22 protein-coding genes are annotated in these 21,262 nt (G+C 66.2%); 11 read left to right on the top strand and 11 right to left on the bottom strand.

The window, feature by feature from the left end; all coding sequences use genetic code 11:
* Window positions 1-9 precede the first annotated feature (9 nt).
* The 8 genes from obgE (at window position 10) to lptG (ending at window position 9,264) form a co-directional block, all read left to right on the top strand.
* The gene (gene obgE, locus RPR59_RS06715) at window positions 10-1,065 is read left to right on the top strand and encodes a GTPase ObgE (protein WP_313917961.1); all 1,056 of its coding nucleotides are present in this window, start codon (window positions 10-12) and stop codon (window positions 1,063-1,065) included.
* Between the two features lie 31 nt (window positions 1,066-1,096).
* The gene (gene proB, locus RPR59_RS06710) at window positions 1,097-2,224 is read left to right on the top strand and encodes a glutamate 5-kinase (protein ID WP_313917959.1); all 1,128 of its coding nucleotides are present in this window, start codon (window positions 1,097-1,099) and stop codon (window positions 2,222-2,224) included.
* Window positions 2,221-3,126 carry an NAD-dependent epimerase/dehydratase family protein gene (locus RPR59_RS06705; protein WP_313917956.1) on the top strand — a complete coding sequence of 302 codons (906 nt, stop codon included), beginning with the start codon at window positions 2,221-2,223 and terminating at the stop codon, window positions 3,124-3,126. The genes proB and RPR59_RS06705 overlap by 4 nt, the downstream gene beginning before the upstream one ends.
* A gap of 81 nt (window positions 3,127-3,207) precedes the next feature.
* A complete protein-coding gene (locus RPR59_RS06700) occupies window positions 3,208-3,459 on the top strand; it encodes an acyl carrier protein (RefSeq protein WP_313917954.1) in 252 nt (83 codons plus the stop codon).
* Window positions 3,460-3,571: 112 nt separating this feature from the next.
* Entirely contained in the window at window positions 3,572-4,837 is a 1,266-nt protein-coding gene (gene spt / locus RPR59_RS06695; RefSeq protein WP_432280299.1) for a serine palmitoyltransferase, read from the top strand.
* Window positions 4,838-4,897: 60 nt separating this feature from the next.
* Entirely contained in the window at window positions 4,898-6,892 is a 1,995-nt protein-coding gene (locus RPR59_RS06690) for an ATP-binding protein (protein WP_313917952.1), read from the top strand.
* Window positions 6,893-6,973: 81 nt separating this feature from the next.
* Window positions 6,974-8,164 (top strand): LPS export ABC transporter permease LptF, encoded by a 1,191-nt coding sequence (lptF, locus tag RPR59_RS06685; RefSeq protein ID WP_313917950.1) that lies wholly within the window; start codon window positions 6,974-6,976, stop codon window positions 8,162-8,164.
* On the top strand, window positions 8,161-9,264 hold the full coding sequence (gene lptG / locus RPR59_RS06680; protein ID WP_313917948.1) for an LPS export ABC transporter permease LptG: 1,104 nt from the start codon (window positions 8,161-8,163) through the stop codon (window positions 9,262-9,264). Before lptF ends, lptG begins: the two co-directional genes overlap by 4 nt.
* A 240-nt stretch (window positions 9,265-9,504) precedes the next feature.
* Here lptG and RPR59_RS06675 read toward each other — a convergent pair whose 3' ends face one another.
* Window positions 9,505-10,605, bottom strand: coding sequence for a fatty acid desaturase family protein (locus RPR59_RS06675; RefSeq protein WP_313917946.1), 1,101 nt, complete (start codon window positions 10,603-10,605; stop codon window positions 9,505-9,507).
* 132 nt (window positions 10,606-10,737) lie between these two features.
* Here RPR59_RS06675 and RPR59_RS06670 point away from each other — a divergent pair, with 132 nt between their 5' ends.
* The gene (locus tag RPR59_RS06670; RefSeq protein WP_313917945.1) at window positions 10,738-11,892 is read left to right on the top strand and encodes an N-acetyltransferase; all 1,155 of its coding nucleotides are present in this window, start codon (window positions 10,738-10,740) and stop codon (window positions 11,890-11,892) included.
* A 40-nt stretch (window positions 11,893-11,932) separates the two neighbouring features.
* Here the strand turns inward: RPR59_RS06670 and RPR59_RS06665 are convergent, their stop codons facing one another.
* From RPR59_RS06665 to RPR59_RS06635, 7 genes are all read right to left on the bottom strand, one after another.
* Window positions 11,933-12,235 (bottom strand): hypothetical protein, encoded by a 303-nt coding sequence (locus RPR59_RS06665; protein WP_313917943.1) that lies wholly within the window; start codon window positions 12,233-12,235, stop codon window positions 11,933-11,935.
* Window positions 12,236-12,327: 92 nt separating this feature from the next.
* Window positions 12,328-13,107: an exodeoxyribonuclease III gene (gene xth, locus RPR59_RS06660; protein ID WP_313917941.1), complete on the bottom strand. Its 780-nt coding sequence runs from the start codon at window positions 13,105-13,107 to the stop codon at window positions 12,328-12,330.
* 14 nt (window positions 13,108-13,121) lie between these two features.
* Window positions 13,122-13,463: an iron-sulfur cluster insertion protein ErpA gene (gene erpA, locus RPR59_RS06655; RefSeq protein ID WP_313917939.1), complete on the bottom strand. Its 342-nt coding sequence runs from the start codon at window positions 13,461-13,463 to the stop codon at window positions 13,122-13,124.
* Window positions 13,464-13,541: 78 nt separating this feature from the next.
* Entirely contained in the window at window positions 13,542-14,567 is a 1,026-nt protein-coding gene (locus tag RPR59_RS06650; protein ID WP_313917937.1) for a peptidoglycan DD-metalloendopeptidase family protein, read from the bottom strand.
* 251 nt (window positions 14,568-14,818) lie between these two features.
* Window positions 14,819-15,607 carry a ferritin-like domain-containing protein gene (locus RPR59_RS06645; RefSeq protein ID WP_313917935.1) on the bottom strand — a complete coding sequence of 263 codons (789 nt, stop codon included), beginning with the start codon at window positions 15,605-15,607 and terminating at the stop codon, window positions 14,819-14,821.
* The gene (locus RPR59_RS06640) at window positions 15,604-16,077 is read right to left on the bottom strand and encodes a peroxiredoxin (RefSeq protein ID WP_313917933.1); all 474 of its coding nucleotides are present in this window, start codon (window positions 16,075-16,077) and stop codon (window positions 15,604-15,606) included. The genes RPR59_RS06645 and RPR59_RS06640 overlap by 4 nt, the downstream gene beginning before the upstream one ends.
* Window positions 16,058-18,760 carry a bifunctional [glutamine synthetase] adenylyltransferase/[glutamine synthetase]-adenylyl-L-tyrosine phosphorylase gene (locus RPR59_RS06635; RefSeq protein ID WP_313917931.1) on the bottom strand — a complete coding sequence of 901 codons (2,703 nt, stop codon included), beginning with the start codon at window positions 18,758-18,760 and terminating at the stop codon, window positions 16,058-16,060. The genes RPR59_RS06640 and RPR59_RS06635 overlap by 20 nt, the downstream gene beginning before the upstream one ends.
* A gap of 140 nt (window positions 18,761-18,900) precedes the next feature.
* On the opposite strand from RPR59_RS06635, the gene RPR59_RS06630 reads away from it, so the two are divergent.
* Entirely contained in the window at window positions 18,901-19,035 is a 135-nt protein-coding gene (locus RPR59_RS06630) for a hypothetical protein (protein WP_313917929.1), read from the top strand.
* 52 nt (window positions 19,036-19,087) lie between these two features.
* Here RPR59_RS06630 and RPR59_RS06625 read toward each other — a convergent pair whose 3' ends face one another.
* The 3 genes from RPR59_RS06625 to RPR59_RS06615 all read right to left on the bottom strand — a co-directional run bounded on the left by RPR59_RS06625 (window position 19,088) and on the right by RPR59_RS06615 (window position 20,824).
* The gene (locus RPR59_RS06625; protein ID WP_313917926.1) at window positions 19,088-19,723 is read right to left on the bottom strand and encodes a sigma-70 family RNA polymerase sigma factor; all 636 of its coding nucleotides are present in this window, start codon (window positions 19,721-19,723) and stop codon (window positions 19,088-19,090) included.
* 100 nt (window positions 19,724-19,823) lie between these two features.
* Window positions 19,824-19,964 (bottom strand): hypothetical protein, encoded by a 141-nt coding sequence (locus RPR59_RS06620; protein ID WP_313917924.1) that lies wholly within the window; start codon window positions 19,962-19,964, stop codon window positions 19,824-19,826.
* Between the two features lie 59 nt (window positions 19,965-20,023).
* The gene (locus RPR59_RS06615) at window positions 20,024-20,824 is read right to left on the bottom strand and encodes a response regulator (protein WP_313917922.1); all 801 of its coding nucleotides are present in this window, start codon (window positions 20,822-20,824) and stop codon (window positions 20,024-20,026) included.
* Window positions 20,825-21,084: 260 nt separating this feature from the next.
* On the opposite strand from RPR59_RS06615, the gene RPR59_RS06610 reads away from it, so the two are divergent.
* Window positions 21,085-21,258 carry a NepR family anti-sigma factor gene (locus RPR59_RS06610; RefSeq protein WP_313917920.1) on the top strand — a complete coding sequence of 58 codons (174 nt, stop codon included), beginning with the start codon at window positions 21,085-21,087 and terminating at the stop codon, window positions 21,256-21,258.
* Window positions 21,259-21,262: the final 4 nt, after the last annotated feature.

Raw genomic sequence — 21,262 nt, 5'->3', positions numbered from 1 at the left:
TAAGCCCCCATGCATTTCCTCGATCAGGCGAAGATCTATGTCCGCTCCGGCGCGGGCGGCCCCGGTGCGGTGAGTTTCCGGCGCGAGAAATATATCGAGTTCGGCGGCCCCGACGGCGGTGACGGCGGCAAGGGCGGCGATATCGTGTTCGAGGCGGTGCCCGGTCTCAATACCCTGATAGACTTTCGCTACACCCAGCATTTCCGCGCCCCGCGCGGCAAAGGCGGAGCCGGGGCGAACCGCACCGGGGCGGGCGGCGAGGACCTGGTCATCAAAGTGCCCGTCGGCACCCAGGTGATCAGCGAGGACAAGGAGCATGTCCTCATGGATTTCACCCGCGTCGGCCAGCGCGAGGTCTTCCTGCGCGGTGGCGACGGCGGTCGCGGCAACATGAGCTACAAGAGTTCGACCAATCGTGCGCCGCGCCAGCACGGCACCGGCTGGCCCGGCGAGGAAGCCTGGATATGGCTGCGGCTCAAGCTGCTCGCCGATATCGGGCTCGTCGGCCTGCCCAATGCCGGCAAGTCCACCTTCGTCAACGCCGTAACCAATGCCAGGGCGAAGGTAGGCGATTATGCCTTCACCACCACCCGGCCCCAGCTCGGCGTGGTGAAGCACAAGGGACGCGAGTTCGTCGTTGCCGATATTCCAGGCCTGATCGAGGGCGCCGCCGATGGTGTCGGCATCGGCGACCGGTTCCTGGGCCATGTCGAGCGCTGCAAGGTGCTGCTGCACCTGGTCGATGCGCACGCGCCAGACCTTACACAGGCCTATCGTACCGTGCGCGACGAACTCGAATCCTACGGCGCCGGCCTCGCCGACAAGCGCGAGGTGCTCGTACTCAACAAGACCGACCTGCTCGACGCGGAACTCACCGACGCCCTGCGCGCTGAACTGGCGGATGCCAGCGGTGCGGAGGTTCTGCCCGCCTCCGGCGCCACCGGCGCGGGGATGGAAGCGTTGCTCGACCGCCTGATCGAGGCACTCGGGCCGATGAGGAACGATGACGCGCAGAAACCCGACGACAAGGACCCGGCGGAACCGATAGAATGGTCGCCGATCTGAACTTTGAACCTCGAAACGCAGGAGGCACGGTTTGAACGAAGCCGACCGCTTTTCTCCCAAGAACTGCCCGCGGCTGATCGTGAAGGTCGGTTCGGCGCTGCTTGTCGATCCCGACGGCGAACTGCACCGCGAATGGCTCGAAACCCTGATCGACGATGTGCATGAACGCATCAAGGCCGGCCAGGAGGTCGCGATCGTCAGTTCCGGCTCCATCGCCATCGGCGCACGGCGGCTCGGCCTGCCCGGCGGCGGTCGCAACAGCCTTGAGGACGCGCAGGCATCCGCCGCCACCGGCCAGATCGCGCTTGCCCATATGTGGTCGGAACTGCTGCACGATCGCGGCCTTTCCGCGGCCCAGGTGCTGGTCACGCTGGGCGACATGGAGGACCGGCGCCGCTACCTGAACGCATCCGCCACGCTTGGCCGTCTGCTCGGCCTGGGCGTCGTGCCCGTGGTGAACGAAAACGACACGGTCGCGACCGAGCGCATCCGCTTCGGCGACAATGACCGGCTCGCCGCCCGCGTGGCGCAGGCCGCCAATGCCGACGGCGTGATCCTGCTGTCCGATGTCGACGGCCTGTACGATTCGAATCCGACCCATAATCCGGATGCCAAACTGATCCCCGTGATCGAGGAGATCGACGAGAGCATCACCGGCATGGCCGACTCGCGTTCGGCTTCCGGCATGGGATCGGGCGGCATGGTGTCGAAGATCGAGGCGGCACGCATCGCAACGACCGTGGGCGCCGATCTCGCCATCGTATCGGGCAAGCAGATGCACGCGCTTAAGGCATTCGAGGAGAGCGGGCACGGTTCGGTCTTCGTCGGTTCCGGCAATGCCGGCGCGCGCAAGGCCTGGCTTGCCGGCGGGCTGACCGAGGAAGGCACGATCATCATCGACCAGGGCGCGGTCGAGGCACTGCAGAACGGCAACAGCCTGCTGCCCGCCGGTGCGATCCGCATCGAGGGCGAGTTCCTGCGCGGCGATCTGGTGTCGATCGTCGATTCGAAGCACAACAAGATCGCCCGCGGGCTGGCCGAATATGATTATGTCGATGCGCAGCGCATCGTCGGCAGGCGGAGCGAGGACATCGCCCGGATCCTCGGCTATTCACCCCGTTCCGCGCTCGTCCATCGCAGCCACATGGCGGTGCTTTGACGACACTGGCGCTCACCGGCGGCACCGGGTTCGTCGGCGGCCGCCTGATCGGGCTGGCGCTGGCGGCGGGGCACCGGATCCGTGCCCTCACCCGCCGACCGCAGAACGCGCGCGAGGGCGTGACCTGGGTGCCGGGCTCTCTGTCCACACCGGATGCGCTGGAGGAACTGGCGACCGGCGCCGATGCGTTGATTCATGTCGCCGGCGTGGTGAATGCACGCGACCGCGACGGCTTCATGCGCGGCAACGCGGCCGGAACGCAGGCGATGCTCGACGCCGCGGCGCGCGCAGAGGTGGCGCGCTTCGTCCATGTCTCGTCGCTGGCAGCGCGGGAGCCGGGACTGTCGGATTATGGCTGGTCGAAGGCCGGCGCCGAACGCGCCGTAACGGATTCGGACCGCGCCTGGACCATCGTTCGCCCGCCCGCCATCTATGGCCCCGGCGACATGGAGATGCGCGACATCTTCCGCCTCGCCCGCTACGGCCTCGCGCTGTTGCCGCCGCCGGGCCGCATGTCGTTGATCGAGGTGGGCGATCTCGCCCGGTTGCTGCTGACCCTTGCCACGCACGATCCCGGCCGGGTGATCCTCGAAGTCGATGACGGCGCCGAGCGCGGCTGGACGCACGGCGACTTCGCCCGCGCGGTCGGCGATGCGGTGGGCAGGCGCGTGCTGCCCCTCCCCCTGCCCCGAGCCATATTGTCGCTGGCGTCCAGGGGCGACGCGCTGCTGCGCGGCGAAAAGGCGAAACTGACGTCGGACCGGGTATCCTATTTCTGTCATCCCGACTGGTGCATCGACCCGGAAAAGCGCCCCGACCCAACGCTTTGGCGACCCGAAGTGCCGACGCCGGAAGGACTGGCGCGAACCGCGGCATGGTATCGTGCGCAAGGCCTGCTATAGGGCCGGGCGGAAAGACGCCGAAATCGCGCCGCAATTGCGTGGCATCGGCGCACCTGACATCCGCGAAAGAGAAAGACGTTCATGAGCGACCGCCAAGCAACCTTCGATAAAGTCGCCGAGCTGATCGCACCGTTCAACAAGAAGGGCGTGACGCTGACGGAGGCGACCAGCTTTCAGCACGACCTGGAATGGGACAGCCTGACGGTGATGGACTTCGTCGCCGCGATCGAGGACGAATTCGACATCCTTATCACCATGAACATGCAGGCCGAAATCGAGACCGTGGGCCAGCTCGTCGATGCGGTCGAAAAGCTGAAGCAGACACGGGACTGACACTGACACTGCGTTCGTGCCGAGCCTGTCGAAGCACCGTTCTTCTCTCCGCGCCGAAGGTGAAGAACAGCCCTTCGACAAGCTCAGGGCGAACGGCAAAGGACAATCGACCATGACCGAAGCCGTGCAAGCCGATCACCGCCGCCCTGCCGACTCCGCTCCCGCCGCGCCCGATCGCGACCTGATGAGCAAGTTCGATGCCCTGATCGCGGAGCGCCAGGCCTTGCTCGATTCCGGCGTTACCGATCCATTCTCCATCGTCATGGACGCGGTGAAATCGCCCACCGAAGCGGTGATCAGGGGCAAGGACACCATCCTGCTCGGCACCTATAATTATATGGGCATGACGTTCGACCCGGACGTGATCCGGGCCGGCAAGGACGCGCTCGACCAGTTCGGATCGGGCACCAACGGCAGCCGCATGCTGAACGGCACGTTCCGCGATCATATGGGCGTCGAACAGGCGTTGCGCGACTTCTACGGCATGGCCGGCGCGATCGTCTTCTCGACCGGGTATATGGCCAATCTCGGCATGATCTCGACGCTCGCCGGCAAGGGCGAATATGTCATTCTCGACGCCGACAGCCATGCCTCCATCTATGACGGATGCAAGCAGGGTGTCGCGGAAATCGTCCGATTTCGCCACAATTCGGTGGAGGATCTCGACAAGCGGCTCGGCCGCCTGCCCGCCGACGCCGGAAAGCTCGTCGTGCTCGAAGGCGTCTATTCCATGGTCGGCGACATCGCGCCGCTGAAGGAAATGGTCGCGGCATCGAAGAAGCACGGCGCCATGGTGCTGGTCGACGAAGCGCATTCCATGGGCTTTTTCGGCGCCAACGGCCGCGGTGTCTATGAGGAGCAGGGGCTGGAAGGCCAGGTCGATTTCGTCGTCGGCACCTTTTCCAAGTCGGTCGGCACGGTGGGCGGCTTCTGCGTATCGGATCATCCGAAGTTCGAGGCGATCCGGCTGGCCTGCCGCCCCTATATCTTCACCGCCAGCCTGCCGCCGAGCGTCGTCGCCACGGCCGAAACCTCGGTCCGCAAGCTGATGCACGCCCACGGGAAACGCGAGCAGCTCTGGAAGAATGCCCGCCGGCTGCACGGCGGCCTCGTCCAAATGGGCTTTCGCCTCGGCACCGAAACGCCGGACAGCGCGATCGTCGCGGTCATGCTGGAGGATCAGGAACAGGCCGTCGCCATGTGGCAGACGCTTCTCGACCGCGGCCTCTACGTCAACATGGCGCGGCCGCCGGCCACGCCGATGGGCACCTATCTGCTGCGCTGCTCGCTTTGCGCCGAACATAGCGACGCGCAGATCGACGCGGTGCTCGCCATGTTTCGCGCCGCCGGCGAGGCCACCGGCGTTCTTCCCGGATAATCGGTTCAAACGCCAATTCGCTTTGCAAGCCGATACCTTCTCCGTAGAATCGCACCCGACATGACCGATATCGCAGCGGCGGAGGTTGACCAGGACGGCGGTTGGGGGCGTCGCTGGCGTACCATTTCGATGGTCGTCATCGCCGTGCTCGGCGTGGCCGTGCTCACCGCCGTGATATTGTCGATCCGGACCGCGGACCGGGAACGCGATCGGGCGCTGGCGCTGCAGTCGCACAGCTATGAAGTCATGATCCTGGCCCGCTCGCTGTCCGAAACCATGGCGAGTGCGGAGGCGTCACTGGGCCGGTACGTCATTTCCGGCGAACGCCAGATGGGACAGGTCTATTCCGATCGGTGGCTGAAGGCGGCAGGTCAACTTCACCGGCTGGATCAGGTGACCCATGGCGACCCGGTCGTCTCCACCCAGGTCGACCGGGTTCGTAAGGCCTATTACCAGCGCGGCGACGAACTCGATCGCATCGCCTTCTACACGCAACAGGACCGCAATCGGGAGGCTTTCGCCTTTTACAACGCCGCGCGGGATACCCCGGCGCTGCGCCGGCTCCAACGGCGCCTGGACGAATTGATGGCGCTCGAACGCAAACTGTTGCAGGCGCACAGCGAAGCGGCCAGCGCGACCGTCGCCCAGTCGACCTCGATCACCAAGATGCTGGCCGCATTCGGCATTCTGATCGTCGTCGGAGCAGGCTTTCTCGCATGGAAGGTCGTGCAGTCGACACGAGCGCGGGCCACCGCCGACGCCGAAGCGACGACCGAGCGCGAACGCGCCGCAGAACTGGAAGCCGCCGTCGCCAGCGCCACCGCCCAGCTGCGCGAAGAGGCGGCCGAGCGGCAGGCGGCGGAGGAAAAGCTGCGCCAGGTCCAGAAGATGGAAGCCGTCGGCCAGCTCACCGGTGGTATCGCGCACGATTTCAACAATATGCTCGCCGTCGTGATCGGCGGCCTGGAACTGGCTCGGCGGCATGTGAAGCTCGATCCGCAGGTCACCCGCCGCCATATCGACAACGCGATGGATGGCGCCCGGCGCGCCGCCGCTCTCACCCGCCGGCTTCTCGCCTTCGCCCGCGCCGAGGCGCTGATGCCCGAATCGATCGATTCCGCCGATCTGATCGCCAGCATGTCCGATCTGCTCGACCGGACCATCGGCGACACGATTTCGGTGCGGACGCGCGACGCCGAACTGGGCTGGTGTACCTGGGCCGACCGGCACCTGCTGGAAAACGCCATCCTCAACCTGGCCGTCAACGCACGCGATGCGATGGAGGGCAAGGGCACGCTCACCATCGAGACCGGCGGCCGATCGTTGACCGCCGGCGAGATCGGGCAGTGCTCGGCCGGCGACTATGTCACCATCGCCGTGTGCGATACCGGCTGCGGCATGCCCGCCGACGTCGTGGAACGCGCGTTCGAGCCCTTTTTCACCACGAAACCGGTGGGCAAGGGCACCGGCCTCGGCCTGAGCCAGATCTTCGGCTTCGTCCGCCAGTCGTCCGGGGAAATCACCATCGATTCGACGCCCGGCGCCGGCACGACCGTGACGATGTTCCTGCCCCGCCACGAGGGCGAAGCGGCGAGCGAGATCGGGCGGGACCCGGACGACGGCGAAACGACGACACCGGGTCGCGCCCTGGACGTAATGGTGGTGGAAGACGATCCGCGCGTGCTTGCCGCCACGGTCAGCATTCTGCGCGAACTCGGCCATCGCCCGGTGGCGTGCGACCAGCCCCTGCACGCCCGCGACGTCCTGGGATCGATGCCGCATATCGACTGCCTGATCACCGACGTGCTGATGCCCGGCCAGACCGGGCCGGAGATGGTCGCCGACCTGCGCGGCACCCTGTCGGGGGTCGGGATCATCTTCGTCACCGGCTATGCGGGCGACAGCGCCGACGGCGCCGTGCTCGACGAGCATGTCGTCCTGCGAAAACCGTTCACCATCACCGGCCTCACCCGTGCGCTCGATCGTGCGCTGGACAAGGCCAGCCAGGATATTGAGACCGAGCCGCCGCGCAGGACCGGCGTCGCCGGGGGCTGACGAAAGGCGCGAGCCCCGCTATAGCCGCCCGCATCCGTCAGGGCGCCGCACCGCCCGCCCGCGAAGAGGCCGCATTCCCGCATGAAGTCGATCGACCGCTACATGGCCCGGCAGATCGCGGTCCCGTTGATCTCCACCCTGATCATCGCGGCGATGCTCCTGGTGCTGGAACGCATGCTCCGCCTGTTCGACTTCGTCGCGGAGGAAGGCGGGCCGGTCAGCGTCGTCTGGCGCATGCTCGCCAACCTGCTGCCCGAATATCTCGGCCTCGGCATCCCCATCGGCCTTCTGCTGGGCGTGCTGCTCGCCTTTCGGCGGCTGGCCACCACGTCCGAACTGGACGTCATGCGGGCCGTCGGCATGGGCTATGGCCGCCTGCTGCGCGTGCCGTTCATGTACGCCTTCGCGCTCGCCGCGCTCAACCTCGCCATTGTCGGCTTCGTCCAGCCCTGGGCGCGGTATAATTACGAAGGGCTGCAGTTCGAGCTGCGCTCCGGCGCGCTGGGCGCGTCGATCAAGATCGGCGAATTCACCCATTTCGGCGACGCCATGACCCTGCGCATCGACGAAAGCCACGACAATGGCAGCGATCTCGAGGGCATCTTCGTCTATACCACGCCCGAGGACGGCAACTGGATCGCGGTGAACGCGCAGCGGGGCAAGTTCCTTGCCACGGACGATCCGAACACGATCATCTTCCGCCTCACCAACGGCACGCTGATCCATTACGCGCCGGGTTTCGCCAGCCCGCGGGTGCTGACCTTCACCTCGCACGATCTGACCATTCCGCTGCCCACGCTGAAGAACTTCCGCAATCGCGGCGACAGCAATCGCGAACTGACGCTGCCCGAACTCGTCCGGGTCGGCCACAATCCCGAACGACCCGAGGAAACCCGGCTGAAGAGCCGCGCCAATTTCCATTTCCGCGTCGTGGAGGCGGCCACTATCCTGCTGCTGCCGTTCCTGGCGCTCGCGCTCGGCGTGCCGCCCAAGCGATCGACATCGGCGCTCGGCGTCTTTCTGGCGCTGGTGATGGTGATCACCTATCACAAGGTCAATGAATATGGCGAAGCGATCGGCGGCCTGGGCCGGGTCGATCCGGTCATCGCCCTGTGGGGGCCGTTCCTCGTCTTCGCCGCGATCATCCTGCGCATGTATTATGTGATCGCCCATGTGCCGGGCGGGCAGCCGATCGGATCGCTGGAACGCGGCGCATCGAAACTCGGCCGGGCGATCGCCCGACGCCTGCCGGGTCGGAGGCGCGCGGCATGAGCCAGGCCGATTTCTTCCCCTCTCGCACCATCTCCCTCTACATGGTGCGGTTGTTCCTGGTGCGCACGCTGGCGATACTCGCCGGACTGGTCATGATCCTCCAGACGCTCGACCTGTTGAGCGAAACCGGCGACATTCTGGCCGTGGCGGGCAATGGCCAGAGCGAGATTTGGCGCTATATCGGCCTGCGCACGCCGCAGATCATCGCGCAATTCCTGCCCTTCTCGGTCCTGCTCGGCACCATCATCACGCTGTCGACGCTGAACCAGAACAGCGAAGTGATCGCGATGAAGTCGGCGGGATTGTCCGCCCATCAGGTGCTGGCGCCGTTGCTGATCGCCAGCCTGGGGGTGGCGATCGTTTCCTTCACTTTCAACGAACGCGTCGTCGCGCGCGCCACCGCCACGCTAGACCAGTGGCAGGACGTGGAATACGGCCCCCTGCCCATCGACCGCGGCGACCGCTCCAATGTCTGGGTCCGCGATAATGGCGACCTGATCCATGTGCGCCAGATCGCCGACGCCATCGGCGGCGGCACGCCGCGGCTGTCGGGCGTCGAAATCTATGACCGCGAAGAAGGCAAGCTGGAGGCGATCCTGTCCGGGCCGCGAGCCCTGCGCGCCAGCCACGGCTGGATCCTGCTCGACGCCAAGCGGTTCGACGCCGCGACCGGCGAGACCCGGAACATCGGCCCGGTCCGATTCGGCGACGGCGTGACGCTGGAGCAGTTCACACTCGCCAACGTGAACGCGGAAGGCCTGACCTTTGCCGAGTTGAACGGCGCGATCAATGACCTGGAGGCGGCCGGCCGTCCGGGCGAAGCGCTGAAGGGCAGCCTCTGGCACAAGCTTTCGGGGCCGCTGTCGTCGGTGCTGATGCCGCTGCTGGGCGCGGTGGCGGCGTTCGGCATCGCCCGGTCGGGCAAACTGTTCATTCGCGCCGTGATCGGCATGGCCCTGGGCTTCGCCTATTTCGTCGCGGACAATTTCGCCCTGGCGATGGGCAATCTGGGCGCATATCCGCCGTTCCTGGCGGCCTGGGCGCCGTTTCTGCTGTTCCTGCTGATCGGCGAGGCGGTGCTGTTCCGCACCGAGGAATAGCCGCGGCGCGGCTCCGGCTGTCACCTGCCCCCTGCGGAAATCCGCCAAAGGTCGGACAGAGTCGCACCTCAACGCGTGCGCGTGCGTGCGTAGGCGCGCGCGAGGGAATTCATTCCAACTTTTCAATCAGCGCCGGGAACGTGCCACGGCGCACCACCTGTAGGAAAGTTCAAAAGCCGACGGCGTGCCACCGTTCGTCGCCGGGGCCGGGGCCGGGGCCGGGGCCGCCGCCGACGCGGATCAGCGACCGCGCAGGGTGCTCATCACCAGCCGCCGGGTGAGTGCCGGCAGACCGGTATGGCTCGATTTGTGATAGGGCGACTGCTCGTCCAGCGCGGCCCCAAGGCGGCGGTGCGCCTCACCGAGCGAATGGTAAGGCAGGCTGGGCAGGAGATGGTGGAGCGCATGATAGCGCAGGCCCACCGGCGCCCACAGCATCGGCAGCACGGCCGGCGGCGGCACGTTCACCGAATCGAGATATTGCGCCGTGACGCTCATCGCCTCCCCCTCATTCTCCCACAGATGGGCGACGAGGGTACGCACCTGGTTGATCACCGCGACGCCGGACGACACGGCGAGCATCACGGCGAAGGCGGAAAGCGGCAGGTTGCCGGTAGCCACCAGAACCAGCAGCGTGATCGCCCACAGGCTTGCCGCCGCCTCGATGCGCACCCACTGCGCGGCGAACGCCCCGCCGGGCATCCGCCGGCGAAAGGAAGGATTGATCGACAGCGACGAATAGCGCTCGACCACGACCCGGCGCAGCGACGGAATCACCAGCGAGAGCGGCGACAGGATCGCGAAGCGGATCAGCAGCCCCACGGGCGCCAGCGCGGCGACCAGGACGAAGGTCGGCAGCGTCCAGGGGTTCATCAGCGCCAGCGGCAGATATTCGGGATCCTCGACCGTGCCGTAGCGCGTCTTTGCATGGTGCAGGTTATGCACGCCTTCATACAGGAAGGACGGTGTCAGCATCGGAATGCCGACGAGCAGGTTCCAGCCGAGGCGAAAACCGGGCAGCGTGGCATGCTTCACATGCGTCAGTTCGTGGATGAAGCTGAGCGCGCGGTACAGCGCCAGCACCGCGACGACGCCCGCGACGACCGCCCAGCCGACAGCGGCAAGCGTCGCCGCCAGATAGAGCGCGCCATAGCCGATCGCGACCGACGCGATCAGGTCCGTCCAATAGATGCCGGGGCGCACCGCATTGATGTCGCGCGTCAGCTCGGCCGCGGTACGCAACATCTGCTTGTCGTCGGCAGCGCGGGGCGATGCCGTGCGGGGATGACCGTCCCGCACGCCCGCGGTGGCGCCGCCATCAAGGCGAAGAGAGCTTTCCATGGATTGCATATCTGCCCCTAGATAGTGGCGATATGGAGGCATTTTGAGGGTTCCCGTTCGGCTCAGCCCCGCTCGCCGGTTGACAGCGCCGCGCGAAGGCGGGACTGCTCCGTACAAAATTCGAGGCGTTTCTTGGCACAGAATCTAATCATCCGGCCCGTCGAAACCAACGCGGACCGCAAGGCTTTTATCGATCTCGCTTATCGCGTGAATCGAAATGACCCGAACTGGGTGCCGCCGCTGCGAGGCGAGGTGGCCGGGACCATCGATCCCAAGAAGAACGGCTGGTTCAGCCATGCCGAGGCGCAGTTGTTCCTCGCCCAGCGCGACGGCCGGCAGACGGGGCGGATTTCGGCGCATATCGATACGCTGGCGCTCACCATGCCGGCGGAGCAGGGCTTCGGCCCCGGCGCCGGCTTCTGGGGCATGTTGGAGGCCGAGGACCAGGAAAGCGCGGCGGCACTGATCGCGGCGGCGGAAGGCTGGCTGCGCGAGCACGGCATGGACCGCGCGATCGGCCCGATCAGCCTGTCGATCTGGGAGGAGCCGGGCCTGCTGATCAAGGGGCACGACCATGCCCCCACGGTAATGATGGGGCATCACCGCCCCGAATATCAGGGCTGGATCGAGGCGGCGGGATACGGCGCGGTCAAGCAGCTATTGACCTATGAACTCGACATCACACAGGAATTTCCGCCGCTGGTGAAGCGGATCGTCGCCGCCGGCGAACGCAACAGCCGCATCGTCATCCGTAAGGTCGACAAGTCGAAATTCGACCGGGAAGCGGCGATCATCCTCGCCATCCTGAACGACGCCTGGTCGGACAACTGGGGCTTCGTCCCCCTCACCCAGCCCGAAATCGACGATGTCGGCAAGAAGCTGAAGCCCATCGTGTTCGAGGATCTGATCCGCATCGCCGAACTCGACGGCGAACCCGTCGCCTTCATGATCACGCTGCCCGATCTGAACGAGGCCATTGCCCCGCTCAAAGGCTCGCTTTTCCCCTTCGGCTGGGCAAAGCTGCTATTGTGGCTACGCCGGCCCAGGGTGCGCACCATGCGGGTGCCGCTGATGGGCGTGGTGAAGCGCCTGCAATCCTCGCGCATGGCGAGCCAGCTCGCCTTCATGATGATCGAATATATCCGCCGGGCGTCGGTCGACAGATATGGCGCGCGGCGCGGCGAAATCGGCTGGATTCTGGACGACAACCAGGGGATGATCGCGATCGCGGAGACGATCGACAGCCGTGTGAACCGCATCTATCAGATTTACGAAAAGCGCCTGTGACGCCGTCGGGAGGGGACGAAAGCGCCCCCTCCCCGCGCGTTCATTCATCGGCCAGCGGGTCGATGCCCCGCTTCAGCCACTCGCCATATTTGCGGCAGATCGTGCGCCGCAGGCGCGATCCCGTCACGGGTTCGATCCTGACACAAACCCTGGTGTCCCTGGAAACGGTCTCGTGCTGCTGCGCCTTCGTTGCTGCTGCCGAACTTGCCTTGGCGGCATCGTCGCGATCGGCCGCGTGGGCAGCGCCCGCACACAGGGTCGCGGCAGCAATTGCCAATATCATGCGTTGCATCGAATCCTCCCATACCGTGCCGGCAACGGCGCCGGCACTGTATTGGTGCATTAGGTATGCCAGACACTCAGGAGGTTGAAATAGCGTGATATTCCTGGGTAACGGGTCTTCCCGCCCGTTCCATTACGCCAAGACTTGGCGAATTACGCCGGATTGCGGATCCGCACCCAGGTGGGCGCGTGGTCGCTCGCTTTTTCCCGGCCGCGATAGTCGCGGTCGACGCCGGCATCCTCGAACCGGTCGGCGGCGATCGGGCTGAGCAGCAGGTGGTCGATGCGAAAGCCCGCATCGCGCCGCCAGGCGCCGGCCTGATAGTCCCAGAACGTCCAGACGCCGCCCGCAGGAAAGCGGGTACGCAGGCTGTCGGTCCAGCCCCCGGCCAGCAGCCGGCGATAGGCGCGTCGCGATTCCGGTTGCATCAAGGCGTCGTTCGCCATGGCGGGGGGCGAGAAGACGTCGTCGTCATGCGGAATGACGTTATAGTCGCCGGCGAGGATGACGGGACGTTCCTCGGCGAAGAGCGCGGCCGCACGATCGATCAACCGGTCGAACCAGGCGAGCTTGTATTCGAATTTCGGGCCGGGAACGGGATTGCCGTTCGGCAGGTAGATCGACGCCACGACCAGCCCGTCGACCTCCGCCTCCAGATAGCGGCTGTGCGTGTCGTCGGGATCGCCGTCGAGCCCGCGCTTGCGCTCCACGGGATCACGGTCGCGCGCCAGGACGGCAACGCCGTTGAACCCCTTCTGGCCGTGCCAGACCGCACCATAGCCGGCATCGCGGATCGCCGCTTCGGGAAAGGTCTCGTCCGAGCTTTTCAGTTCCTGCAGGCAGACGATGTCGGGGCTCTGTTCGCCCAGATATTCCAGCAGGCGCGGGAGGCGCGCCTTGATGCCGTTGACATTGTAGCTGACGACCTTCACCGGCGCGCGCGGCCTCAGACGGCGAAGCTGGAACCGCAGCCGCACCCGGCGGCGGCGTTGGGATTTTCGACGCGGAAGGCCGTGCCGCCCAGCGATTCGACGAAATCAACCGAACAACCACGCACGAGATCCAGACTGACCGGATCGACGACGAGGCGCACGCCGTCCGTTTCCGCGACGATATCCTCCGCCTCCACCGTATCGGCCAGGCCGAACCGGTACTGAAAGCCGGAACAACCGCCGCCCTCCACCGACAGGCGAAGGATCGCCGGCTTTTCCTGCCGCTCGGCGATGGTCCGAACCCGCGCGGCGGCAGCCTGGGTCAGCGACAGGTCGGTTGTGCGTGTATCCGTCATACCCGTCCAGATAAGCGCAAGGGGCGCCATCGGCAACCGACGCGCGCCCCTTTGTCCGCCCCTTTCGGGAAGCGGTGATCAGTCGGCGGGACCGCCGATCGCCGCAACCTTCGTCGGCGCCGGCTCGGCCGAATCCTGCACATCGGCCAGATAGGCGGCCTTTTCGAGATAGGGCACCGGGTTCACGGCATGGCCGTCGATGCGAACCTCATAATGCAGATGGCTGCCGGTGGAGCGGCCGGTCGAACCCATCAGCGCGATTTCCTGGCCGCGATGGACCCGCTCGTGATCCTTCACCAGAATCTTCGACAGATGGCCGTAGCGGGTCTGAATGCCCCGGCCATGATTGATCTCGATCATGTTGCCATAGCCACCGGCACGGCCGGCGCGATCGATGATGCCGTCGGCGGTCGCATAGACCGGCGTGCCGCGCGGGCCCGGAATGTCGACCCCGGTGTGCATCGCCGAGCTGCCGTTGAACGGATCGCTGCGGACTCCGAACATGCTGGAGAACCGGACATGGTCGACGGGTTTGAGCGACGGAATGGAGATCACCGCCTGCTCCAGCGAATCGAGCTTCTTCCACGCCGCGAACAGCGAGCGGAACTGCTTGTCGGCGCCGCGCTGCGCGATCTGTTCGTTGACGTCGACCGGTTCGTAGGGGCCGCCCATCGCCGGGGCGAACCGGTTCGGGTTCAGGCCCAGGCTGCGAAGATGCTTCGACATGACCGCATAGCGCGCCTCGGCGGTCTTGCGCGCCTTCATGGCCAGGTCGGCCTGGCGCTTCTCGATCCGGCCGAAGGGCGCGATCTGGTCGGCGAGCGCCAGGTCGGTGCCGGTCAGGTTCGTCGCGATGTCGAACTTCGCCGGATCCTCACGCCCGGCGAGCACCGCCGCGATCAGCGCCTGGCGCTTCTCCACCAAGGCGGCGCGCTGCTGCGCGGCCTCAGTCACCGCCGCCATCTTCGCCTGCATCGCCGTCATCTGCTGCTGCATGGAAGCGATCCGCCCGTCCGGCGAGGAAGCGGACGCGACCGCATCCGCCGTGATCGCGACGGCGCCATAGCCCGACAGGCCGATCGTCACTGCCGCGGCAGCGGCCATCAGGCCCTGCTTTGTTCCGGAAAAGGTAAAACGACGAAGATCTCGCCCGTCGTGGAAGATGAAATCGCGTGTCTTGAAAATTCGACGGAACCGATCGGCAACCGATACGTTCTGTTTGCGACCCGAATTGATGTTCATTGTACCCCGCGACCGTATTTGTTGCAGCTTGGCCGTATCGGCACCTGCTTCAAGTTTGTCTCGATCGCAGCCCCACCCGCGCCGTGACACCCATCATAGTGGTCAGAAAATCCTTAGCGAACAAGGCTGTCGTAATAAGAGCGGGTTAAACCGGCGCTCGCACGCGCTGAATCGTTCAGTGGCGCTTTGATCTGTCCCCGAAAATACCGTTTCACCAGCTTTTGCCATGACGTTTCGGGATCGATTCGATCTTCGGCGCAGCGATATTCGAACCATTTCGTGCCCAGTCCGACATGGCGGATCTCGTCGGTATAGATGCGCTGGAGGATGCGCGCGGTGGCGATGTCGCCCTGCGCCTCGACCCGCGCAACGGTGGCCGGCGTCACGTCCAGGCCGCGCGCTTCCAGCACCATCGGCACGATCGCCAGCCGGGCGAGCGCATCGTGCGCCGTGCTTTCCGCCGCCTCCCACAGGCCGGCATGCGCGGGCAGCGCGCCGTACCGGCTGCCGAGGGACCGCAGCCGCCGGTCGAGCAACGCGAAGTGCATCGCCTCGTCCGCGCCCACCGACATCCAGTCGTCGACAAAGCCGCGCGGAAAATCGCAGCCGAAGCGGCCCGCCATGTCGAAGGCCAGGTCGATCGCCGTGAACTCGATATGCGCCAGCGCATGAAGCAGGGCGATCCGGCCGCGCTCGGACCCGCCTTTGCCCCGCCTGGGCATGCGGCTGGGCGGCAGCAGTTCGGGTTCCCGCGGACGGCCCGGCGCGTCGGGCATGGCGACGTCGAAGGCATGGTCGAGGTCGCCCCGGCGCCACCGCCGCGCCGCGCTTCGCGCCAGTTTCACCTTCCGTCGCGGGTCGGCCGTCGTCAGGACATCGCGGATCGCGCGCGCCAGCGTCATGCCGCCGGCAATGCCTCCACCGCTTCGAGAACGGCGTCGACATGGCCCGGCACGCGTACCTTGCGCCAGCTTTTCACCAGCGCGCCGCCGGCGTCGAACAGGAAGGTCGACCGCTCGATCCCCATGGATTTCCGGCCGTACATGTTCTTTTCCACCCACACGCCGAACGCATCGCAGACCGACCCGTCGGCATCGGTGGCGAGCGGCACGGTCAGATCGTGCTTGGCGGCGAACTTGCGGTGCTTTTCGGCGCTGTCCTTCGACACGCCGAGCACCCGGACGCCGGCGCGATCGAACCGGTCCAGCGCGGCGCTGAACTCGCTCGCTTCGCGCGTGCAGCCCGAGGTATCGTCGCGCGGATAGAAATAAAGGACGAGCGGCTTGCCGCGATAATCGCGCAGGTCCACCGCCGTACCGTCGCTACCCTCCAGCGTCACCGCCGGAAGCGGATCACCCTCGCCGATCGCCATCGCCTTCATCTTCCGTCCGCATATTCTCGACCGCCTGCCAGCAGGCGCGAACCTGTTGCCGGGTCCGCTCGAACGTTTCAAGCACCGCGTCCCAATCGGCCGCCCCCACGGCATCGGCCACCAGCCCTCGGGTCGCCGGAGCGGGCGGCTGCGCGTCGGGCGCGACCAGCCGCAGGACCACGAGCAAGCGGGTGAGGAAATCATATGCCGGCAGCATCTCCGCCGGCAGCAGGTCCGCCGCGACGAGAGCCTCGATCGCGCGGCCCAGATGGGGATCGAATCCCTGTCGGTGGATCAACTGCCGAACATGAACGGCGAATTCGAGGTCGACCAGTCCGCCATCCAGCAGCTTGGCATCGAGCGGGCCGAGCGGCGGCTTGTGCAAGGCCATGTCCCGCCGCATACGCACGGCGTCACCGGCGATGTCCCGCGGGGTGCGACCGCCGTCCAGCACCGCCTGAATGATACCGCCCAGCGCCTGCCGCCCGGCGGCGGAGCCATAGACCGGCCGCGCCCTGGTCAGCGCCATATGCTCCCAGGTCCATGCCTCGTCACGCTGATAGGCGGCGAAGCCGTCGAGCGACACCGAGAGCGGCCCCTGCGCGCCCGACGGCCGCAACCGCGTATCGACCTCGTAGAGCGGCCCCGCCGCCGTCGGAACGGACAAAGCGGCGGTGATGCGCTGCGCCAGGCGGTTGTAATAGGTCACGGCGCCGAGCGGCTTGTCGCCGTCCGATTCCGCCCGGTGATCGCCGGTGAAGACGTAGATGAGGTCGAGATCGCTGGCATGGGTCAGCGCCGCACCGCCCAGCCGGCCCAGCGCCAGGATCAGCAATTCGCTGCCCGGAACATGGCCGTGCCGTTGCGCGAATTCGGCCGTGCTCGCATCCGCCAATACGCCGATCGCGGCTTCGGCCAGCCGCGCATAGCCTGCCGACACCGATAGCGGGTCGCTGGCGCCCGAAACGATCTGGGCGCCCAGGGCGAAACGCTGTTCATTGGTGAAGCGACGGACATGGTCGAGCACGTCCTGATAGTCGCGGTCGGGCGGCACCGCCATCGCGGCGATCAGCGTCTCGACATCGCCGACCGGATCGAGTGCGCTGGCGTCGATCAGGCCGTCGAGCAGTTCCACCCGCCGCCCCAGCATCGCGGCCAGCGTCGGCGCATGACACAATATGGTGCTGAGCAGCTTCGCCAGCGCCGGCTCCGCCTCCAGCAGGCGAAGGAAATTGATCGCGCTGGGCAGGCCGGCGACCACGGCATCGAAGCGCAACAGCGCCGCGCGCGGATCGGCGGCCTGCGCCATGGCGTCGACCAGGGCGGGCAACACGCCCTCCAGCGCCGACTGCGCCGTGCTGCTACGCAAGGCCGGATAGGTCGCGGCGCGCCATTTCCCGATCAGGCGGACGGCATCCTTCGAATCGGCGAACCCCTTGTCCCGCAAGGCATGTTCCAGCCCCGTCGCGTCGCGCGGCAGGCCGCCGCCCTCTTCCTCGTCCAGCGCGTCATATTCGCGGCCCGCGCGCTCGACATGGGGACGCAGTAGATCGAGCAGCGCGTCGGCGTCGCCGCAACCGTGAAGCCCCGCGACATCGGCCAGGCGTTCCGCATCCTGCGGCAGGGCATGTTCCTGCCGGTCGTCGAGCATCTGCACGCGGTGTTCGATGGTGCGCAGCAGGCGATAGGCGTCGGCCAGCGCCGATGCTGCATCGGCACCGATCCACCCCGCCGTGCCCAGCGCCGCCAGCGCGTCAAGCGTCGCCGGCGCGCGCAATTCCGGGTCGCGGCCGCCATGGATCAGTTGATGCACCTGCGCGAAGAACTCGATCTCGCGAATGCCGCCGCGCCCGCGCTTCAGGTCGTAGCCGGGGCCGAATGCCTGGCCCTGCGCATAATGATCGCGGATGCGTTTGGTGATCGCCATGATTTCCCCGATCGCCCCGAAATCGAGCGATCGCCGCCAGATGAAACCCTGGATCGCGTCGAGGAAATAGTCGCCGAGCGCGCGATCTCCCGCCGCCGTCCGCGCGCGGATGAAGGCGGTGCGCTCCCACGGAAGCGCCTGCGATTCGTAATGGGCGATGGCGGCATTGACCGGCAGCGCGATCGGCGTCGCCTCCGGCTGGGGCCGCAGCCGGAGATCGACGCGCAGGACATAGCCGTCGCCGTCGAGCGTCTGGAGCAGTTCGAGCACCCGCCGCGCGATCCGGTTGGCGGCGTCTTCGGGTGCTTCGCGTTCCCGCGTGGGCAATCGCTGCGGATCGTACAGCAGGATGGGGTCGATGTCGGAGGAATAATTGAGTTCCCGGCTGCCCTGCTTGCCGAGCGCGACCGCGGTCATGCCGACCGGCTCCGCATCGGGCGTGCGCTCCGCGATCGCGGCGCGGATCGCACGGTCGAGCGCATCGTCGGCAAAGTCGCTCAGCAGCCGCGTCGTCCGTTCGAAGGAATAGCGCCCCGACAGATCCCCCAGCGCCGTCAGCAGCGCCAGGCGCCGCCGCTCGACGCGCAGCCGCGTCGCGGTTGGCGCGTCCGGGCCGGCCGCGATCGCCGCCAGCGGGTCGTCGAGCGCCGAATCGAGACGATCGAGCAGCGCGCTTTCCCGCCGCAAAAGTCCACTGAGAAACGGCGAATGCGCTTCCGCCCGGTCGATCGCGCCCTGCAGATCCGGCGCGATCATGGCCGGATGATACCACCGACAGCCGCAGCCTGTCGCAAATACATTGTGAACGGCAACAAATCCGTCATTGGGTCGTTACATCGGACATGAGCAACATGCCTCCCAATTCGCGTCGGGAAGCCCCGAAAAGCCCTGTCGTGGTGGCGGCCCCGCGCACGAGCGATGCCGTCGGCACTGCGCTGCGCGACATCTATGCGGCTGCGGAGGGGCTGCCCGACGACATGATCGCTTGCCTGAACCGCATCGATTCCAAGGCCAAGACCAGGTTCAACTGACTGCGGCGCGCCGGTTTCGCGCCAGGCGACAGCACCGCCGCCGGACACGGCCTCACCGATCGCGGCTGAGATCGTCCACCTCGCCCATGATCGAATCGAGCGCGCCGGTATCGCCCGGCTCGTGATCGGAACGCGGCGGCAGTTTGCCGTCGTTCAGGAGGTTTTCGAGCGCAACGCGGCCGCGGGCGACGCGGCTCTTGATCGTGCCGACCGCCACACCGCAGATTTCGGCCGCCTCCTCATAGGCGAAACCGCCCGCCCCGACCAGGATCAGCGCCTCGCGCTGCGGCTGGGGAAGATGCAGCAGCGCACGCTGCATGTCGGCCAGGTCGACATGGCGATCCTGGCTCGCCGGCGCGGCCAGCAGCCGGTCGGCGACGAGATCGTCCCATTCGCCCTTGAAGCGGGCGCGGCGCATCTGCGACAGATAGAGATTGCGCAGGATGATGAAGGTCCAGGCGCGCATGTTGGTACCCGCCTGAAAACGCTTTCGCGCCGCCCAGGCCTTCAGCAGCGTCTCCTGCACCAGATCGTCCGCGACATCGCGGTTGCCAGACAGGGACCGCCCGAAGGCGCGCAGGTGCGGAATGACAAGCGCGAGCTGTTCCTTGAACTCGGAATCGGGCAGAGCGACATGCTCCTGCTCCGCGCCCGCCTCTTGCTCGCTCCGGTTTTCGGATCCCTTCATTCCGTCCTGTTCGTTTCTGTTGTGTTGTCGGGCGCGGATCACCGGCCACCATTGCAAATAGGCGGCCGGTGGGCCGATTGCCAGTGTTCCTGCAAGAGGCTCAATAGAAGTAGAGCACCAGCGCCATCACGATGACGATGAGAACCATCGATATCCCGAGGATGTAGCGCGTCATGTGCGGAGTCGACCCGGCTCGCGCGCGGTCCGTATCGACATGCTGTTCACGATTGTCTTCGGCCATGGGCCATCAACCCCCCAGAATCGTTTTGGGTCCGTACCTGCTTCGGATCCGTATCCCGTTCAGGCCGCCGGTACGGTTTCCTGATCGAAGAACAGTGCCTGGCTGATCGCCGCCTTCACCGTGGAACGCTGAAACGGCTTCGTGATCAGGAAGGTCGGTTCCGGACGCTCGCCGGTCAGCAGGCGCTCGGGAAAGGCGGTGATGAAGATCACGGGCACGTTGAATTCGGCCAGGATGTCCTTCACCGCGTCGATACCGGAGCTGTCGTCGGCAAGCTGGATGTCGGCAAGCACCAGGCCCGGCCGGTCCTCCATCGCCAGCGCCACGGCCTCGTCGCGCGTGACGGCGACGCCGGTGACCTCGTGCCCCTGATCGCGCACGATGGTTTCCAGATCCATGGCGATGATCGGCTCGTCCTCGATGACGAGGACGCGCGAGCGCGTCTGCTGTTCGATCTCGCCGAGCGCGTCGTCGATCAGTTTCTCGACCTCGTCCTCGCTGCTTTCCAGCAGATAGGCGGTGTCTTCGGTGGTGAAGCCCTCCATCGCCGTCAGCAGCAGCGCCTGGCGCGACATCGGCGCGATGCGGGCGAGGCGCGCCCGCGCGATGGCTTCCGGCTGATCGCCGTCATCGGCGCTCGCGGCCCATTCCTCGGGATGGGTCGACGACCAGATGCCCTGGAACATGCGGTACAGGCCCAGGCGGGGATCGACCGATTTCGGAAATTCCTCCGGCGCGGCGACGATCGCCTCCAGCGCGGCCCGGACGTAGCGGTCGCCTTCGGCCTGGCTGCCGGTGAGGGCGCGGGCGTAGCGACGCAGGAAGGGAAGATGGGGTGCGAGCTGCTGTCCTAGCGACATGAGCGGATATGTCTCCTCCGTTGAACCGCCGTAACTGTCGGGGTTCACATCAATTCGTTCAAGGCCGGCGCATGGCGGAAGAGGCGCCCTCCCCGATTTTGCACCGACCCATGGAACAAACGAGACGGACTTTGGTTTCATCCCATCAAACACGCTCCGTTTTCGCGGTTGTCGGCGGCCACGGTTTATGCCGATAAGGCGTGCGAAATGTTCATTCGTTGCGGTTTTCCACGGGAAGATCGCCGCCGAGGGGGAAGATAGTGCGGTCGGAAGACGATCGAAACAAGGATCTGCAGGACGCAGTCGAGCGAAGGACTGAAAAAGCCCAGCGGGAGAAGAAGGACGTCGGTTCCGCCTTGCGCAACGTCTATCGCGAGGCGGTGTCGGAGGATGTGCCTGACGAGATGCTCGACCTGCTCGACAAGCTGAAATAACAAA

Source organism: Stakelama saccharophila, assembly GCF_032229225.1.
GTDB classification, from domain to species: Bacteria; Pseudomonadota; Alphaproteobacteria; order Sphingomonadales; family Sphingomonadaceae; genus Sphingomonas; species Sphingomonas saccharophila.
This window is presented reverse-complemented; position numbering and strand designations above follow the sequence as displayed.

What these genes read in the sequence shown, in the direction of transcription:
- obgE (WP_313917961.1), top strand. Translation starts at nt 10, where the DNA reads ATGCATTTCCTCGATCAGGCGAAGATCTATGTCCGCTCCGGCGCGGGC.
- RPR59_RS06700 (WP_313917954.1), top strand. Translation starts at nt 3,208, where the DNA reads ATGAGCGACCGCCAAGCAACCTTCGATAAAGTCGCCGAGCTGATCGCA.
- spt (WP_432280299.1), top strand. Translation starts at nt 3,572, where the DNA reads ATGACCGAAGCCGTGCAAGCCGATCACCGCCGCCCTGCCGACTCCGCT.
- RPR59_RS06690 (WP_313917952.1), top strand. Translation starts at nt 4,898, where the DNA reads ATGACCGATATCGCAGCGGCGGAGGTTGACCAGGACGGCGGTTGGGGG.
- lptF (WP_313917950.1), top strand. Translation starts at nt 6,974, where the DNA reads ATGAAGTCGATCGACCGCTACATGGCCCGGCAGATCGCGGTCCCGTTG.
- lptG (WP_313917948.1), top strand. Translation starts at nt 8,161, where the DNA reads ATGAGCCAGGCCGATTTCTTCCCCTCTCGCACCATCTCCCTCTACATG.
- RPR59_RS06675 (WP_313917946.1), bottom strand. Translation starts at nt 10,605, where the DNA reads ATGGAAAGCTCTCTTCGCCTTGATGGCGGCGCCACCGCGGGCGTGCGG.
- RPR59_RS06665 (WP_313917943.1), bottom strand. Translation starts at nt 12,235, where the DNA reads ATGCACCAATACAGTGCCGGCGCCGTTGCCGGCACGGTATGGGAGGAT.
- erpA (WP_313917939.1), bottom strand. Translation starts at nt 13,463, where the DNA reads ATGACGGATACACGCACAACCGACCTGTCGCTGACCCAGGCTGCCGCC.
- RPR59_RS06650 (WP_313917937.1), bottom strand. Translation starts at nt 14,567, where the DNA reads ATGGCCGCTGCCGCGGCAGTGACGATCGGCCTGTCGGGCTATGGCGCC.
- RPR59_RS06645 (WP_313917935.1), bottom strand. Translation starts at nt 15,607, where the DNA reads ATGACGCTGGCGCGCGCGATCCGCGATGTCCTGACGACGGCCGACCCG.
- RPR59_RS06640 (WP_313917933.1), bottom strand. Translation starts at nt 16,077, where the DNA reads ATGGCGATCGGCGAGGGTGATCCGCTTCCGGCGGTGACGCTGGAGGGT.
- RPR59_RS06635 (WP_313917931.1), bottom strand. Translation starts at nt 18,760, where the DNA reads ATGATCGCGCCGGATCTGCAGGGCGCGATCGACCGGGCGGAAGCGCAT.
- RPR59_RS06625 (WP_313917926.1), bottom strand. Translation starts at nt 19,723, where the DNA reads ATGAAGGGATCCGAAAACCGGAGCGAGCAAGAGGCGGGCGCGGAGCAG.
- RPR59_RS06620 (WP_313917924.1), bottom strand. Translation starts at nt 19,964, where the DNA reads ATGGCCGAAGACAATCGTGAACAGCATGTCGATACGGACCGCGCGCGA.
- RPR59_RS06615 (WP_313917922.1), bottom strand. Translation starts at nt 20,824, where the DNA reads ATGTCGCTAGGACAGCAGCTCGCACCCCATCTTCCCTTCCTGCGTCGC.